General features: G+C 62.6%; 19 protein-coding genes and 1 pseudogene. 11 read left to right on the top strand and 9 right to left on the bottom strand.

Annotation, left to right across the window (positions count from 1 at the left end; translation table 11 throughout):
- Window positions 1-31: 31 nt before the first annotated feature.
- The 4 genes from IC50_RS13590 to IC50_RS13575 form a co-directional block, all read right to left on the bottom strand.
- Entirely contained in the window at window positions 32-1,318 is a 1,287-nt protein-coding gene (locus IC50_RS13590) for an NRAMP family divalent metal transporter (RefSeq protein WP_035705144.1), read from the bottom strand.
- A gap of 233 nt (window positions 1,319-1,551) precedes the next feature.
- Window positions 1,552-1,737 (bottom strand): hypothetical protein, encoded by a 186-nt coding sequence (locus IC50_RS13585; RefSeq protein ID WP_035676373.1) that lies wholly within the window; start codon window positions 1,735-1,737, stop codon window positions 1,552-1,554.
- A 260-nt stretch (window positions 1,738-1,997) separates the two neighbouring features.
- The gene (locus IC50_RS13580) at window positions 1,998-2,636 is read right to left on the bottom strand and encodes a hypothetical protein (RefSeq protein ID WP_035705066.1); all 639 of its coding nucleotides are present in this window, start codon (window positions 2,634-2,636) and stop codon (window positions 1,998-2,000) included.
- A 12-nt stretch (window positions 2,637-2,648) separates the two neighbouring features.
- Window positions 2,649-2,969 carry a hypothetical protein gene (locus IC50_RS13575; RefSeq protein ID WP_035705065.1) on the bottom strand — a complete coding sequence of 107 codons (321 nt, stop codon included), beginning with the start codon at window positions 2,967-2,969 and terminating at the stop codon, window positions 2,649-2,651.
- A gap of 487 nt (window positions 2,970-3,456) precedes the next feature.
- On the opposite strand from IC50_RS13575, the gene IC50_RS13570 reads away from it, so the two are divergent.
- From IC50_RS13570 to IC50_RS43885, 3 genes are all read left to right on the top strand, one after another.
- Window positions 3,457-3,684, top strand: coding sequence for a hypothetical protein (locus IC50_RS13570; RefSeq protein WP_035705142.1), 228 nt, complete (start codon window positions 3,457-3,459; stop codon window positions 3,682-3,684).
- A gap of 504 nt (window positions 3,685-4,188) precedes the next feature.
- Complete coding sequence (locus IC50_RS13565) at window positions 4,189-4,437, top strand: hypothetical protein (RefSeq protein ID WP_035705062.1); 249 nt, start codon at window positions 4,189-4,191, stop codon at window positions 4,435-4,437.
- A gap of 260 nt (window positions 4,438-4,697) precedes the next feature.
- Window positions 4,698-4,850 (top strand): hypothetical protein, encoded by a 153-nt coding sequence (locus IC50_RS43885; protein WP_333938175.1) that lies wholly within the window; start codon window positions 4,698-4,700, stop codon window positions 4,848-4,850.
- Here IC50_RS43885 and IC50_RS13555 read toward each other — a convergent pair.
- Together IC50_RS13555 and IC50_RS13550 are read right to left on the bottom strand one after the other, a co-directional pair.
- Window positions 4,844-5,071, bottom strand: coding sequence for a hypothetical protein (locus tag IC50_RS13555; RefSeq protein WP_050990983.1), 228 nt, complete (start codon window positions 5,069-5,071; stop codon window positions 4,844-4,846). The genes IC50_RS43885 and IC50_RS13555 overlap by 7 nt on opposite strands.
- Complete coding sequence (locus IC50_RS13550; RefSeq protein WP_035705060.1) at window positions 5,068-5,268, bottom strand: hypothetical protein; 201 nt, start codon at window positions 5,266-5,268, stop codon at window positions 5,068-5,070. Before IC50_RS13550 ends, IC50_RS13555 begins: the two co-directional genes overlap by 4 nt.
- A 583-nt stretch (window positions 5,269-5,851) precedes the next feature.
- On the opposite strand from IC50_RS13550, the gene IC50_RS13545 reads away from it, so the two are divergent.
- Complete coding sequence (locus IC50_RS13545; protein WP_244429579.1) at window positions 5,852-6,250, top strand: DUF4261 domain-containing protein; 399 nt, start codon at window positions 5,852-5,854, stop codon at window positions 6,248-6,250.
- Window positions 6,251-6,419: 169 nt separating this feature from the next.
- Here the strand turns inward: IC50_RS13545 and IC50_RS13540 are convergent, their stop codons facing one another.
- Window positions 6,420-7,946, bottom strand: a complete 1,527-nt coding sequence (locus IC50_RS13540) for an FAD-dependent monooxygenase (RefSeq protein ID WP_035705054.1) — start codon at window positions 7,944-7,946, stop codon at window positions 6,420-6,422.
- A 212-nt stretch (window positions 7,947-8,158) separates the two neighbouring features.
- Window positions 8,159-8,725 carry a hypothetical protein gene (locus IC50_RS43080; protein WP_244429578.1) on the bottom strand — a complete coding sequence of 189 codons (567 nt, stop codon included), beginning with the start codon at window positions 8,723-8,725 and terminating at the stop codon, window positions 8,159-8,161.
- 88 nt (window positions 8,726-8,813) lie between these two features.
- Here IC50_RS43080 and IC50_RS13535 point away from each other — a divergent pair, with 88 nt between their 5' ends.
- Window positions 8,814-9,152, top strand: a complete 339-nt coding sequence (locus tag IC50_RS13535; RefSeq protein ID WP_035705051.1) for a hypothetical protein — start codon at window positions 8,814-8,816, stop codon at window positions 9,150-9,152.
- Window positions 9,153-9,832: 680 nt separating this feature from the next.
- Here the strand turns inward: IC50_RS13535 and IC50_RS13530 are convergent.
- On the bottom strand, window positions 9,833-9,985 hold the full coding sequence (locus tag IC50_RS13530; RefSeq protein WP_157460969.1) for a hypothetical protein: 153 nt from the start codon (window positions 9,983-9,985) through the stop codon (window positions 9,833-9,835).
- A gap of 397 nt (window positions 9,986-10,382) precedes the next feature.
- Between IC50_RS13530 and IC50_RS44030 the strand changes: the two are divergent.
- The 6 genes and pseudogenes from IC50_RS44030 to IC50_RS13500 form a co-directional block, all read left to right on the top strand.
- Window positions 10,383-10,697: pseudogene (locus IC50_RS44030) on the top strand (phage terminase large subunit); the annotation flags it as partial.
- A 424-nt stretch (window positions 10,698-11,121) separates the two neighbouring features.
- The gene (locus IC50_RS13520) at window positions 11,122-11,604 is read left to right on the top strand and encodes a hypothetical protein (RefSeq protein ID WP_035705045.1); all 483 of its coding nucleotides are present in this window, start codon (window positions 11,122-11,124) and stop codon (window positions 11,602-11,604) included.
- 116 nt (window positions 11,605-11,720) lie between these two features.
- Window positions 11,721-12,314: a hypothetical protein gene (locus IC50_RS13515; protein WP_157460967.1), complete on the top strand. Its 594-nt coding sequence runs from the start codon at window positions 11,721-11,723 to the stop codon at window positions 12,312-12,314.
- A complete protein-coding gene (locus IC50_RS13510) occupies window positions 12,301-12,567 on the top strand; it encodes a hypothetical protein (RefSeq protein ID WP_035705040.1) in 267 nt (88 codons plus the stop codon). The genes IC50_RS13515 and IC50_RS13510 overlap by 14 nt, the downstream gene beginning before the upstream one ends.
- Window positions 12,564-13,064 (top strand): hypothetical protein, encoded by a 501-nt coding sequence (locus IC50_RS13505; protein WP_035705039.1) that lies wholly within the window; start codon window positions 12,564-12,566, stop codon window positions 13,062-13,064. Before IC50_RS13510 ends, IC50_RS13505 begins: the two co-directional genes overlap by 4 nt.
- On the top strand, window positions 13,018-13,239 hold the full coding sequence (locus IC50_RS13500) for a hypothetical protein (RefSeq protein WP_035705037.1): 222 nt from the start codon (window positions 13,018-13,020) through the stop codon (window positions 13,237-13,239). The genes IC50_RS13505 and IC50_RS13500 overlap by 47 nt, the downstream gene beginning before the upstream one ends.
- Window positions 13,240-13,251 lie beyond the last annotated feature (12 nt).

The raw sequence follows: 13,251 nt of genomic DNA, 5'->3' as shown, positions 1-13,251 counted from the left end.
ATGAGCGCGCGGAGATGGTGCGCGGCTCTCGTCAGCCAATTACCGACGAGCCGAGCAGAGCGAGGACGGCCAGCGCCATCAGCGCGGTGCCGAGCCAACCCAGCGCGATCAGCCAGGAGCGGGCCCTGAAGCGGCCCATGATCGCGCGGCTCGATACGATCAGCATCATCGTTGCCATGATGGGGACGGCGACGATGCCGTTGAGCACCGCGCTCCACACCAGCATGTGGATCGAGTCGATCCCGGTGAAGCCGAGGCCGAAGCCGATGAGGGTCGCCGCCGCGATGATGGTGTAGAAGCCGACCGCTTCGTCGGGCTTCGCCTCCAGCGTGGCACGCCAGCCGAAGATCTCCGCAACGCCGTAAGCGGCCGAGCCCGCCAGCACCGGGATGGCGAGCAGGCCCGTGCCGATGATGCCGATCGCAAACAGGGCGAAGGTGAAATCCCCAGCGAGCGGCCGCAGCGCTTCGGCCGCTTCCGTTGCCGAATTGATGTTGGTGACGCCGTTGGCATGAAGGACTGAGGCCGTGGTGAGGATGATGAAGAAGGCGATGCCGTTGGACAGCAGCATGCCGGAGATGGTGTCAGCCCTGATGCGCGCGAGCTCCGGATTGCCGCCGCGCTTGAGCTCGCGAAGCGGCTTGTCATGCTTGCCCTGGTTCATTTCCTCGACCTCCTGCGAGGCCTGCCAGAAGAACAGATAAGGGCTGATGGTGGTGCCTAGCACGGCGACGACCATCATGAAATACTGGGCGCTGACGTTCGCCTTCGGCCACACCGCAGCGAGCAGCGCCGTGCTCCACGGGATATTGACGGTGAAGGCGGTCGCGACATAGGCGAACAGCGCCAGCGTGAGGAATTTCAGCACCGGCGAATAGCGACGGTAGGGCAGGAACACCTGGAGCAGGGTCGAGCCGGCCGCGAAGATCAGCGCGTGTTCGTGGTTGAGCCCGCCGATGACGAGCGAGAGCGCCTGAGCCATCGCGGCGATGTCGGCGGCGATGTTGAACGTGTTTGCGGCAACGAGCATGGCGATCAGCGTCAGAACCGCCCAGCGCGGCGCGACCTGCATGACGTTGGCGGCGAGCCCCTTGCCGGTGACGCGGCCGATCTGCGCGCTGACGAGCTGGATCGCGATCATGAACGGCGTGGTCAGAAACACGGTCCACAGCAGGCCATAGCCGAATTGCGCGCCGGCCTGCGAATAGGTGGCGATGCCCGAGGGATCGTCGTCGGCAGCTCCGGTGACGAGGCCCGGTCCCAATCTCTGCAACAGCGTCGGCGCGGATTTCGACGGGGTGAGGGCTCGGTCGCTCATGAAGGGGATCTCGGTCAAGGTGCAGGCGGCTTCTTGGCAATGCAAACGAGGAAACATAAGTTCCCGCCGCCAGGCCGGCAACTCGTTTCTGATAATGCTAATCCTGCTTGATCCGTCGGGCAAAACAGGTGTAGATTGCCATCATCCCGCAATTCCCGATCTCGGCGTCGTCCGCGAGCTTCGCGTCCCCAGGCGGATCGTGGATGCCGGGACGAAGGTGTTGCGCGCGCGACCTACTTCACGCTGACGAACATGCCCCAGGCGGCGGCCAGCGCGGCGCCGGTGAAGAGGACCACCGGATTGTCGCAGAACGTGCCGCCATAGCTGCACACGTCTGCTCCGAATTGGCCGAGCTCATGACGGCTCGCGGAATAGAACAGTCCCGACAGCACCAGCAACGCAGCGGCGACGTAGTACATTGACGATCTCCCGGCTTGCCCCGTCCAGGCGACATGTCCCAGCATGGTGCGAAGAGATTTCGTTTCGCCGAATCCGCTTTGCTGCATTTGAGATAAAGTTTGATCCATCCGGAAAAACACTGGCAGGATGACACCATAGGTGAGTGCCGGCGTCGCGATCGTGACCGGCGTTCGACATCAAAAAGGCCCCGCATCGCGGGGCCTCTTGTCGTGGGGCAAACTTGTCGTGGAGTGCCCTTGTCGTCGCGGCGCCTGGCGACCTATCGCCGCGTGCCGACGCCATACAGCTCGCGCTCGCGGCCGATATCCTCCGGAGACAGCGGCGGGCTTGCGGCGTCGAAGTCGCTCCAGCCGGATTTCTGCCAGGCGACGCTGCGCTCCCCGAGGTTCACGGAGTTCTCGTGCAGAAGCGCATCGAGGCGTGCGCGGTCCTGGTCGGGCACCTTCGCCGACACCAGCGTGCCGCCGCGGCGGACACCCTCGGCATAACGCGAGGCGTCTTCCCTGGAGACGCCTGCCTCCGTCAGGGCGCCGACGATCCCGCCGGTGGCCGCGCCGGCTGCGGCGCCGACGGCGGTCGAGGCGAGCCATCCTGCCGCGACCACCGGGCCGAGACCGGGGATGGCCAGCAGGCCGAGTCCGGCGAGCAGGCCTGCCGCGCCGCCAAGCCCGGCGCCGATGCCGGCGCCCGTTCCGGCACCTTCGGCGCGGTCGTCCACGCCGTCGCGGTCACGGTCGACCTTGCCGCCGGCCTTGCCGCGCGAGGTGCCGTACCAATCGTCCGAATTGTTGGCGACGATGCTGATGTCGGAGTGCGGCACGCCGGCGCTCTCCAGCCGCGTCACTGCACGCTCGGCGTCGGCATAGTTGTCGTACAGGCGAGAGATGGTGGTCGTCATGTCTGGATCTCCTTACTTGGCGGGATTGACGTTGCCCTGGAAGTCGACGCTGACGTCGGTCTTGGTGCCGGCCTTGTCGGCCTTGCCGCGCCAGACGCCCTCGTTGTCCTTCTGCAGGCCGGAGACGTTGGAATAGCCCGCGTCCTCGATCCGCGATTTCGCCTGGCCCTCGGTGAAGCTGTTGCGGCCCGCGACCGGTGCGTTGGAGTTGTTCTGGTCGGAGCTGTTGACTGCGTTGTTTCCCGGCCCGCTTTGCGCCGGCTGCGATTGGGCGCCTGCAGGCACCGAGCCCAGCAGCAACAACGTTGCGGCCAGCAGAGTTAGACGTGACATGCTTTGTCCTCCAGCAAGTGAATGTGCCGGCGACAACAAGTCAGATTCGAATTGGTTGCTTTCGTTTTGAACGAGTTTGCTGCGCCTCTTTTGTCGCGGCAGCGTTGGGCGAGCTGCGAACGTCGCTCTTCGGCCGCAGGGCATTCGTCCCGGCGTCTGCTACTTCGAAGGCTGCACAGCTTCGCCCTGACTCCTGGTGGGCTCCCAAGGCGCTGGAAGTATCACGCGAATGGGGCGAGCTTCGGCGGAGCTTTGAACGGCGGGCGCAGCTTGATCCTTGACTGGCTCGGCCTGTGCGACGGCCGCCAGTGCAACCAGCATCGCCAGAGAAGTCGTCGCAAGCCGCACGTCCATCATCGAAGCCTCCTGTTTGCGTTGCCCACCAACGCAGCCCGTAGGAGTTGGTTCGGCTGCATGACCGGGAACAAGTGGCAATCTGTGATGTTTGTAGAAGGCCTGGATGACCAGGCTCCTGGAGGAGGACACGATGAATATCAAAGCAATTGTTGCCGCTGCCGTGCTGACGTCAGTTGCGGCTCCCGCGTTCGCGCAATCGTTCTACGTGGTGCAGGACGTCAAGACCAAGAAGTGCACCATCACGGAGTCGAAGCCCACCACCACGGAAACGACGGTGGTGAGTGGTGATACCGTGTACAAGACCAGGGCGGAAGCCGAGGCCGGCATAAAGACCGTCAAGGTCTGCACCTCGCACTAAGAGAACGAGACCTGTTCTTTGCCTTGGGCCGCTCCGGGATGTGATCGTTCTCGGCAGCGGCGTCCACCTGACCGGTCACAGGCACTGAGACAGGAAGGCGCTGTGGAGCGTGCCACGGGCTCCGTCGCCTTCCGTCACGGGCTCGGCGCAGGCGATCGATCGATGAAAGCCCGCGCGGAGCAATCCGTCGCGGGCTTTGATTCTGAAGAGGCGAGCCGCTGTATTCTCGGGCTGCGACCGGTCGGCCAGGCAAGGCCGCGATGGAAGCAGGCGGGGCGATGCGGATGACCTGACGAAACACGCCTGAAACCCTGAAACAGTGCTGAAACCCGATTGTCTCGAACTGCTCGGCTCGGGCCTTCGACCAATGGAGCGAACAGGAGAGACAATCATGATCCAGATCGGTTCGAAGGAAGAAGTCGCGTTCTTGCTGGCGCTGTTCGGCACCCACGCCCAGCCGGTCAAGCGGCCGAAGCCGAAATCGCAGCAAAGGTGAGAGAGGCCATGCCCGGATTGGCCGAATGCCAGAGCCTGTTGCGGCTCCTGATCGCCAGGGGCGATCCCAAGGCCATTCCCCTTGCCAAGGGCGCCATCGATCAGTTTTTGAACACGTCGCCGCTCAGCGCCCGTGGCCGCGGCCTGCGCGTGCTCCAGCGCGACGCACTCGACCAGCACGATGTCGCGGTCGGCGTGCAGCGCTCGTTCGCCGAGACGGTGGATGCCTATATCGAGCGCAAGCTCGCGGAGGAGTAGGCTCGCGCAGGAGTAAGCTCGCGCACACCGCCCGGATCGCGGCTCCGTGCCGCGTTCCCGGACCCCGTTGATATCGACGGAATTCCTCCGTCCGGCTGGAAACCTTTGTTCGCTCCCTGAGCTGTTGCGGCAAAGGATGCCGCAATGCCCCGATATGACTCCGACCTTCGCGATGACAACGGAATTGCGCTGGACGAGGAAGGACTGGAATCGTCCGGGCACGCGCGGTTCAGGCCGAGGCCGCCAGGTCGGTCGCCGAAATGGCGCGCGATGCGGTGCTCTCCGCGCCGCTCACCGGTGACCGGCAGGAGATGGTGATCAACGTTCGCGACGCCGGCGGTCCCGTCATGCAGGTGACGTTCTACGTCGAGATCGAAGATCTCACGTCGCGATCGCGCTCACGCGATCATTGACGCGTCAGTGTCGGTCGGGATCGCTCGGGAAGCGGCGGCCGGGACTGCTCGGACTCCAGCACGGCGATCTTTCGGCCGAGCTGCCAAAGCTCGACTTTGCCGTGACGCGTGAACTGCCGCGCGTAGGTCAAGGCGGAGGAATCGGACGGGGCTTCGAACGCTTCGGCGGAGCGGAAGACACCGTTCTCGCCGACGAGATAAGCGCGATATTGCTGCGTCATGTCGGCGCCCTCAGGCCGGGCGAACGCAGCCAGGCCTCGATCTGGATGGCCGTCTCGTCCTGCCGCGCCTGGCGCAGCAACATCTCGCGGCGATGCCCCGGCGCCAACGTGCGCGCCTCCTCGCGGCAGCGAGCGGCCTCGTCCGCGAGTCTTTCGTTCAGTGTCGTGCTCTGTTTGAAACGACGCCGCTTCAGCATGGCGCTGCTCCTCGTTGGAGGTGGGCGGGAGCGCAACTGGCGTTCTCATCACCGATGAATGCCACGGGCCCTGCGATGATCGGTCGACCTTATGCCTCTGGCGGCGGCGAGTCACATCATTTGATATGTTGCGCGGATTAAATTTTCAGGCGCAAGTCCAGCCGTTTGAGCCACTTACTCACCTTGCTGCGTCGCAATTCCTGAGTTCACTTTTGAACATTGGGGCCGGATTGAAGCCGGGAATTGATTGAAGGCGTTCGGCCCGTCATGGCGAATGCCCGCTATTGTCGAACGCGCTCGCGGTATGGCGTCCTGCTCGACCTCCACCCCACACTTGGTGCTCAGCACACGCGTCTTCGCTTCGATTGCTGCATCAGTCCGAGACCTAGAGCCATCGTGCGCTCGCTTGCGCGAGACGCAACGGTTGACCATGTTCTCTCTAATGAGTGCCTATGTACCGACCTTTAAGCGAAGAGCCGGAGTGAGCGAAGAGCCGGAGCCTCACGCTGGAATTTTCTGCGGGTAGTTGATGAGTAAATCGCCTGTCGCTTTGGTCCTATTGAATAAGCCGGTGACGCCGGACATGTCAGCAGTCGCCAAGGTCCTTCACGTCCGACATCCGGAGTTGGGCGACGTAGACGGTAGGTCGTCCTGGTCGTTCGCTCCATATCCCGACTACCCCTTCAGGCTATGGGTCGACATTCTTCCGTTCCGGTCAGGTGCGAAGATCGGTGCGATCACGATGGGACTGTCCACCTTCGTCGGCCGAGAGATCGAGTTCGTGACCGGTAAGCTCGCGCTTCCGGCGTTGTTCGACAAGGTGGCAGGACTTTCCGTGTATCTGATCGAGCACCGAAACGTGGTGAAGGACGGCGACACGATCTGGGCAAGTGCGAGCGAGCGGATTGCGGTCCGCTACAGGAATTCTGATGTTTTTGGATGGCTGCTGGTGTTTTGCTGTATTGATGAGTTCAGACACTGATGTCGACGAGCGACTTCCGGTCGGTACTTGCGGTCAGGTTCATTGCTCGAGATCGATCGTTTGACACGTCGGGCAAAACACTGGCAGAATGGCATCATCCAAGGAGTTTGGATCAAGCCCGCGGGATGCCGCGGGCGTTCATATTTTGAAGAGCTGCGACGTTCGTGCGCTACGTAGCGGCTGCTCCGAACCACTTCGTCAATGCGCCCTCCAGTCCATATCGGCTCTCGTCTCCCACCCAGGCCACATGGCCATCGGGCCGCACCAGCACCGCGCTTGGTGCGGCGACCGGTCCGATGGCCGGAAGTTCCCATGCGCTGTCGCACTCGGCATTGACCATCTCGATGTGATCTGCCCAGTGTGTGATGTCGACGGCACTGGACTTGCCGAAATTGAGCAGCACGCCGCGTGCGCCGTGCAGAAGCGTGAATAGTCTCAGCTTCTGTCCGTCGACGGTCAGATAGAGATCAGGCATGCGCCTCCCGAGCAGCGCGTGGCCTTCGCCGAGATCATAGCGGATATCGAGGCCGCTCATCATCGCGCCAAAGCGCTTGCGCGGCTCATCCATGCCGAGCAGCTCCGAGACGACGTCGCGTGCGGCCTTGCGGCCGTCGTCGCCGCGGCGGAGCAGGGCGATCTGCGCCATGGTGTTGCGCAGGACGCGCGCGGCGACGGGATGGCGCTCGGCGTGATAGCTGTCGAGCAGGCTGTCGGGCGAAATGCCCTTGACGACCAGCGCCAGCTTCCAGCCGAGATTGACGGCGTCCTGCAGGCCGGTGTTGAGGCCTTGCCCGCCGACGGAGTGATGGACATGCGCGGCATCGCCGGCGAGCAGCACGCGGCCTTTGCGATAGGACACGGCCTGCCGTGCCGCATCGGTGAAGCGGGATATCCAGGCGGGATTTTGGAGTCCGAAGTCGGTACCGTACACGGCGATCAGCGCATCGCCGAGATCGCGCAAGGTGGGCGCGCCGGTGCGCGCGAGCGTCGCTTCCGTCAGGACGACCAGCACGCGCCCGCTCTCCGTCTTGCTGAGGCCGTGAAAGCCGAGCGCATCGTGACGGAGGCCCAAGGTGGGCTCGTCGCGCATATCGACCTCGGCCACGAGATTGCTGAGCGTCGGATCGAAGCCGGCGAATTCGATGCCGGCGGCCTTGCGCACGACGCTGCGACCGCCATCGCAGCCGACGAGATATTTTGCGCGCAGCGTGCCACCGTCGGACTGGATGACGTCGACGCCGGTCTCGTCCTGCGAGAAGCTCGTCACTGCGCTATTGCGATAGATCGGGACCGCGAGCTCCGCGACCCAGTCGGCCAGGATGCGCTCGATGTGGTTCTGTCGTAGCGCGAGCCCGTATGCGTGTCGGGTGGGAAGGTCGCTGATATCGAGTCGCGTCCATGCAAAGCCTGCAAGCTGGGTGATTTGTCCTTCGCGCAGGAAGCGGTCCGCAACGCCGCGCTGATCGAGGATCTCGATGCTGCGCGCATGCAATCCGCCGGCGCGCGTCTCGACCAGCGCCTGGTTCGGGCGTCGTTCGACGACGGCAACGTCGACCTGCACGAGCGCGAGCTCTGCGGCCAGCATCAAGCCGGTTGGACCGCCGCCGGCGATCACGACGGCATGGTCGCGCCTGCGGGGCGCGGCGGCGCTCTGGAAGCGCACGCGCGATCGCGACTTCGGAAGCAGGACAGGCATGTTGTGACCCTCGGCTGGTTGCTTTGGATGTTCCTTGGGTCGGGGTTCTACGGCAAGGGCGGGGACTTGAAGCAAGTCCCTTGCGAACCACATATAGAGCTGGGAGGAGCGACCCTTCTTCCACGCTCGCCGCGTTGACACGTCGGGCAAAACACCGGTATGTTGGCATCATCGAGATGCGCGCCGCCCGCCGGCCCGCGCCTAATCGTCCTTCAAAAAATCGCCGGGTTTCGTGGGAAGGTTGATGGTGCCGCCATCGCCGCGCACGAGGCTGCGCGATCTCTCCTTTGTCTCGCGTCTTCAATGATCGGTTTTTGCGCGTTGCGCGCCTTGTCGATGCGCGGCTCGTCGATGCGCAGCTTGACTCCGCGCAGGTTTCGCGATGTCTCTCGTGACGTCGTCTTAAGTGTCATTGGCCGATCCTCCTGATCGGCCAACTCTCGTCGGGCCCGTAAGTTCGTTTGACACGTCGGGCAAAACACTGGCAGAATGCCATCATCGAAACGAGTTTGGTTCACCCGCGCGGAGCAATCCGCCGCGGGTTTTTTCGTTCTCGATTTCGGAATCGGACGGCGGTGGCGCATTGCGGCCACGCACTCGTCAAACTTGGAGCGCCGATCGGCGTGCCGCCGTCCGAACCATTGCTGGCCGTGCACGCGCGAACGTGCCGGCCCGCGGCGCAGGGCCAATTGCCCGCGCCGCTGCGGTCTCCGGCAGACACGGAGATAGGGTTCGCGCCCGAAACGATCGCGCTTCGCCTGACGCGATCTGCCGCGCATTTTCTTCTCCGGGAGGGATGATGACCGCCTATCTGATATCGCTCGCGCTCGCGGGCCTCGTCGCAATCGTGCTGTGGGAGATGTTGTCGTGAGTGAGGAGGTCGAATGCGGGCTCGCAAGCGAGCCGTCCCGGCCGCCGGCGACGAAGGCAAGGTCCAGGGCGCGCGCGCTGACCGAAATCCGCTCGCTGGCGCGCAGCCACACCAGGACGGCCCTGAAGGTTCTCGTCGGCGTCATGCGCAGCGACGATGCGACGCCGGCCGTGCGCCTCTCGGCAGCCAACGCCATTCTCGATCGCGGCTGGGGCAAGTCGGCGCAGCCGATCGAGAGCGGCGAAGAGGGCACCCTGGAAACGGTCCACCGGGTCGAGCGCATCATCGTGCGCCCGGAAGAGGCCGTCGATGGCGATGCTGGTCCCAAGGCTTGAGGGCGAGGGGGCAACGATCAAACCTCATCAGAGACGGGATTGGCGTCTTTCATCAAATTCTGCACAAGTGCGGCCCCTGGATCGTCGATATTGTTCGTGATTCAAGGAAGACCGTCCGACGTTGCGAGGGGACTCTCAATGTGGATGAACGAGAGCCGCTGGCGCTGCTATCGCGGCCGACGACGCGATCCCGCCGATCTGACAGAAGAAAAATCGGTATTGGCAGAGCCGCTGATTGCACGAGCCAAGCGCGGGAGAAATTCGTCCACGGAGATCGATCATGGACATCGAGCCAATTCTTGAGGCGAGCGCTGCGATCAATAATTTCTCGACGGTCGCTTCAATCGTATGCGTGCTTCCAACATACTTCCTTGTCAGCCTAGGACTTATACACTTGTCCTGTCCCTAGGCATCATTTTCGGTCTTTCGACGTTGGCGGTCCATCCTGAAAATTCCGACGGCCAGGATCCTCGAGCGGTTGCCGAGGACGCGCGCTACAAGGGCGTCTATGGCGGACGCGGCACTGCGCGCGATGCTTGCTCTACCGCGCATCTCGAATTGAGATTCGGATTGATCGTTTGACACGTCGGGCAAAACGCTGGCAGAATAGCATCATCGAAATAGTTTGATTTCAGCCCGCGCGGAAGCAATCCGCCGCGGGTTTTTCGTTTCGGCGATCCTTAGCGCCTGGTTTGCTTGCCGGCCCGGCGCTGCCCGGCATAGGCGCGCTGCACCTGGTCGCTGCAATAGGACAGCTTTCGGCCCTCGCCGGTGAAGTGCCGGTCCTTGATGATCCAGAGGATGACGGTCTTGTCGTCGATCTTCTTGAACATCAGGTTCTCGCGGTCTGGAGTGGTATCCACATTCTGTACGCTGACGGCGTCCTTGTCTGAAGCCGGCTGCAATGTGCAATCGGCGCCGATCCTGACGGTGTCGGGAAGCTGAACCCGAGTGCGGAAGACCTCGCACTTGTTCGAGGCCGTAATGATCGATTTCCTGGCGAACGCAATGATGGTGTCGCTGAATTTCGAGCAACGTTCCTCGAAATCGGCACCCGCCGCGGCGTAAACACCATCTCGCGGATGAGCGCTCTTGGCCTTCGGCTTCCGGAGGCGGCGTTCTCGCTGGTGTCAATCAAGCTCGGCAAGGGCGACCTGAAACTCCAGACGACGAAGACTGGTCCGCAATGTTGCGCAGGCGCACCGGCCTGCCCTAGGGTGAGCGCATCCATTGTCCATCCTGAAAATTCCGACGGCCAAGATCTTCGAGCCTCTGCTGAAGCCTGCGCGCTACAAGGGCGTTTACGGCGGGCGCGGCTCGGGGAAATCGCATTTCTTCGGCGAACTCCTGGTCGAGACCTGCCAGGCCGAGCGCGGCACGCTCGCGGTCTGCATTCGCGAGGCGCAGCGCACGCTGGCGCAGTCCTCGAAACGTCTGATCGAAGCCAAGATCGCAAGCCTTCGCCTCGGCCACGGCTTCAAGCTGTTCAGCGACAAGATCGAGACGCCTGGGGATGGGCTGATCATCTTCCGCGGGCTTCAGGACGACGCCGGAAAATACAGACTGATGATGAAGGCGAGGGACGCCGTTTCGGCAAAGGCTGTTCCACCGGTGCAACGGCCTGGTATGGCGACAAGCCGGGGTGAACTTAACCAGCATGACTTGAGGACGTTGAGCGCGCGGCTTTCAAACACCGGAAATCTCAATGACGCGGTCGCTCTTTATAAGGCCCGGAGAACGCGTGGAGAATAAGTGGAGGCCTTCGTCGATTCCACATTGACATTGTTCTTTGTTTGTTCTATGGAGGTTAATCGCCAAATTTGAGCCCCCCGTACGGCTTAGAGCAGGACTAGATGCTCAGGTGAGGCGAGTTGGTTTGGCAAAGCCTCCCTTGCGACCGAGCTCATTTGGGTATTGGTGGCGGCGGCAGCAAATCAAGCTCTCGAGTTCGCGGGGGGATAGTTACAGGATGTTTCGGCCAAGCTGGATATGGTTGCTGAATCGGGCTTTGGCTGTGGCCGTCATCGTGACAGCTCTTGAGCTGCCGTCTTGTGCGATTGCTGGAGACTACACCGTTTCCTATGCCTTCGACGGTACGACGAGGGCGGACGTCGCCAGAGGCGCGACAGGCGCGTCCAACGAAGTGGGGATCGCGAAAGAATGTCGGTACGGGCAACGTTGCACGATCGAGCTGACAAAATCGGATCTGACGATATCGTTCCACGTTGAGCGTTCAGGGTGGTCCCACAAGGTGACGGTCTTTGCCGACGGCGGCCGCAGCCGCAGCGACGGTTGTTGCTATTTTTTCGGTGGCGATCGCCTGGTTTCAAAGGAGCTTACCGAGCCATTGCTTCGCCTTTGGATCTACGAAGGGCAAGCTCGCAAGAGAAACGAATACGTTGAAAATCTGCCCTTAGGGCTTCTGTATCTGCAGTTCTCGGACTTCAATTAGTTCGGCGCCCGGGCGCGCCGCCAGCCCCGTCTTTCCCCCTTATTCGTCAGCCGAATCATTCTGCGATCCTTTGTTGGTCGCGGGATCGCTTCGGCATGATTCGACAGGAGTTCGTCATGGCTACCATCGAGCAACAGTATCTGCCTCCCCCGGATTACGAGACGACGATCGCGGAGGCGGACCGTCCGCGTATTTACGATGCCGTTCGCAAGCAACTGGGCGATCTGCTGGAAGGCAATCGGTCCTACTATCCGGATGGCGTCCAGAAGGACTGGCAGGCCCGGGCCGATGATCTGGACGGCTACATCAAATCGTTCAGGAGTTCGCAGGGACAAGTCAATGATCCGGCGGATATCCTCGGAGACGTGGTCAGGTACCTCCGCGCACACGCCAAAAACTTCCGCGACAGAATGGAGGGCGTAGGGCCTTCCGACCCGATCGAGCTCCCGCCCGGGTTGTCGCCCACAACCCGAGACAGGAATGAGCTGTACGTGGATCCAAATCCGTTTGCTCCTCCGATGAAGGATGCCCCCGTTCCGCGCCAGGAATGGTCAATCTCGACCTCCTCCCGATCGGCCCATAGGCGGGGCGAACAGGCCGGAGCGGCGCCTCGCGCCACCAATATTCTTCCCCTTCTAGAAGCCGCAGTCGTCTCACCGTATCCGATCAATCGAATTCGCGGCAGGAAAGCACACCATGAGCGAAGATAATCGAAACTTCATCGAACGCGCCGAGTCCATCACCGGCAATCTCTACGGCGAGCCAATGTCAGCGGAGCGGATCGCGGAGAACTTCGCGCTCTATGGGTTGAAGAAGCGCGTGGCCGCGCTCGAGAGGTTCGATGCCGAATTGGGTGGCGATATTGATTCCAGCCCCCACAGCTTGCGAAAGCGTGTTCAGCTCGTCGATCTGCGCCGACGCATGGGCAGCCTCCATGAGGCACTGCGCAAGGCCAAGCGATGACCCATCCGCTGCTGACGGCGCTTGCGCAGGCGCGCCTGCGCGACGCGCCGATGTTCGTCAGATGGTGTGAGCTGAACAGTGTGTCGGCCTGTCCGGCGACGCCTGCGTCGGTGGCGCGCTTTGTGACCGACTGTGCGGCGCTCGGCATGGACCGGCTCTGGCCGGCGGTACAGGACATATCGCGGATGCACGTCGCCCTCGGCTTGGCGGATCCTACGCTGGGAGGTCCGGCGGCCAGCGCGATGAATGCGATTGCGGCCATCCCGCCGCCTCGATCTTGGCCGGGACCGTTCAAGCAACGGTTCGCCGCATTACCCTATGACATCCAGGTTCATCTCGCCTCACACGAGGCACAGCGCGAACGCGCGCTCCGACGTGCACAGAACGATGCCGCCTCCGTTCGCCAGAAGCTGGCGGCATTTCAGGCCGAAACAAAGGACGAAAAGACCAATGGCAACCAAGCTGCAACGCGTGACCAGGATCGAAGATCGCATTGAGGAGCTGCGAGCCGAAATCGACGGGATCATCGACGCGCGCGTGGCCCGGATCGCAAGCGAAAGCCCCGGCGTCCCCGCAGGCGTGATCCGCAACCTCCTGACAGCCCGGGCACCGTCGTGTCGCTGCGCCCAGTACCTCGAGCTCCACAGCCGAGAGACGAAAACGCCGGACTGACGGCAGCAGCGA

It is taken from the genome of Bradyrhizobium genomosp. I (2014), from assembly GCF_000261685.1.
Lineage (GTDB): Bacteria > Pseudomonadota > Alphaproteobacteria > Rhizobiales > Xanthobacteraceae > Bradyrhizobium.
This window is presented reverse-complemented; position numbering and strand designations above follow the sequence as displayed.

What these genes read in the sequence shown, in the direction of transcription:
- IC50_RS13585 (WP_035676373.1), bottom strand. Translation starts at nt 1,737, where the DNA reads ATGTACTACGTCGCCGCTGCGTTGCTGGTGCTGTCGGGACTGTTCTAT.
- IC50_RS13555 (WP_050990983.1), bottom strand. Translation starts at nt 5,071, where the DNA reads ATGACGCAGCAATATCGCGCTTATCTCGTCGGCGAGAACGGTGTCTTC.
- IC50_RS13500 (WP_035705037.1), top strand. Translation starts at nt 13,018, where the DNA reads ATGGCAACCAAGCTGCAACGCGTGACCAGGATCGAAGATCGCATTGAG.
- IC50_RS13590 (WP_035705144.1), bottom strand. Translation starts at nt 1,318, where the DNA reads ATGAGCGACCGAGCCCTCACCCCGTCGAAATCCGCGCCGACGCTGTTG.
- IC50_RS13575 (WP_035705065.1), bottom strand. Translation starts at nt 2,969, where the DNA reads ATGTCACGTCTAACTCTGCTGGCCGCAACGTTGTTGCTGCTGGGCTCG.
- IC50_RS13540 (WP_035705054.1), bottom strand. Translation starts at nt 7,946, where the DNA reads ATGCCTGTCCTGCTTCCGAAGTCGCGATCGCGCGTGCGCTTCCAGAGC.
- IC50_RS13565 (WP_035705062.1), top strand. Translation starts at nt 4,189, where the DNA reads ATGCCCGGATTGGCCGAATGCCAGAGCCTGTTGCGGCTCCTGATCGCC.
- IC50_RS13510 (WP_035705040.1), top strand. Translation starts at nt 12,301, where the DNA reads ATGAGCGAAGATAATCGAAACTTCATCGAACGCGCCGAGTCCATCACC.
- IC50_RS13530 (WP_157460969.1), bottom strand. Translation starts at nt 9,985, where the DNA reads ATGTTCAAGAAGATCGACGACAAGACCGTCATCCTCTGGATCATCAAG.
- IC50_RS43080 (WP_244429578.1), bottom strand. Translation starts at nt 8,725, where the DNA reads ATGCGCGGCAGATCGCGTCAGGCGAAGCGCGATCGTTTCGGGCGCGAA.
- IC50_RS13520 (WP_035705045.1), top strand. Translation starts at nt 11,122, where the DNA reads ATGTTTCGGCCAAGCTGGATATGGTTGCTGAATCGGGCTTTGGCTGTG.
- IC50_RS13550 (WP_035705060.1), bottom strand. Translation starts at nt 5,268, where the DNA reads ATGCTGAAGCGGCGTCGTTTCAAACAGAGCACGACACTGAACGAAAGA.
- IC50_RS13515 (WP_157460967.1), top strand. Translation starts at nt 11,721, where the DNA reads ATGGCTACCATCGAGCAACAGTATCTGCCTCCCCCGGATTACGAGACG.
- IC50_RS13570 (WP_035705142.1), top strand. Translation starts at nt 3,457, where the DNA reads ATGAATATCAAAGCAATTGTTGCCGCTGCCGTGCTGACGTCAGTTGCG.
- IC50_RS13505 (WP_035705039.1), top strand. Translation starts at nt 12,564, where the DNA reads ATGACCCATCCGCTGCTGACGGCGCTTGCGCAGGCGCGCCTGCGCGAC.
- IC50_RS43885 (WP_333938175.1), top strand. Translation starts at nt 4,698, where the DNA reads ATGGCGCGCGATGCGGTGCTCTCCGCGCCGCTCACCGGTGACCGGCAG.
- IC50_RS13580 (WP_035705066.1), bottom strand. Translation starts at nt 2,636, where the DNA reads ATGACGACCACCATCTCTCGCCTGTACGACAACTATGCCGACGCCGAG.
- IC50_RS13545 (WP_244429579.1), top strand. Translation starts at nt 5,852, where the DNA reads ATGTCAGCAGTCGCCAAGGTCCTTCACGTCCGACATCCGGAGTTGGGC.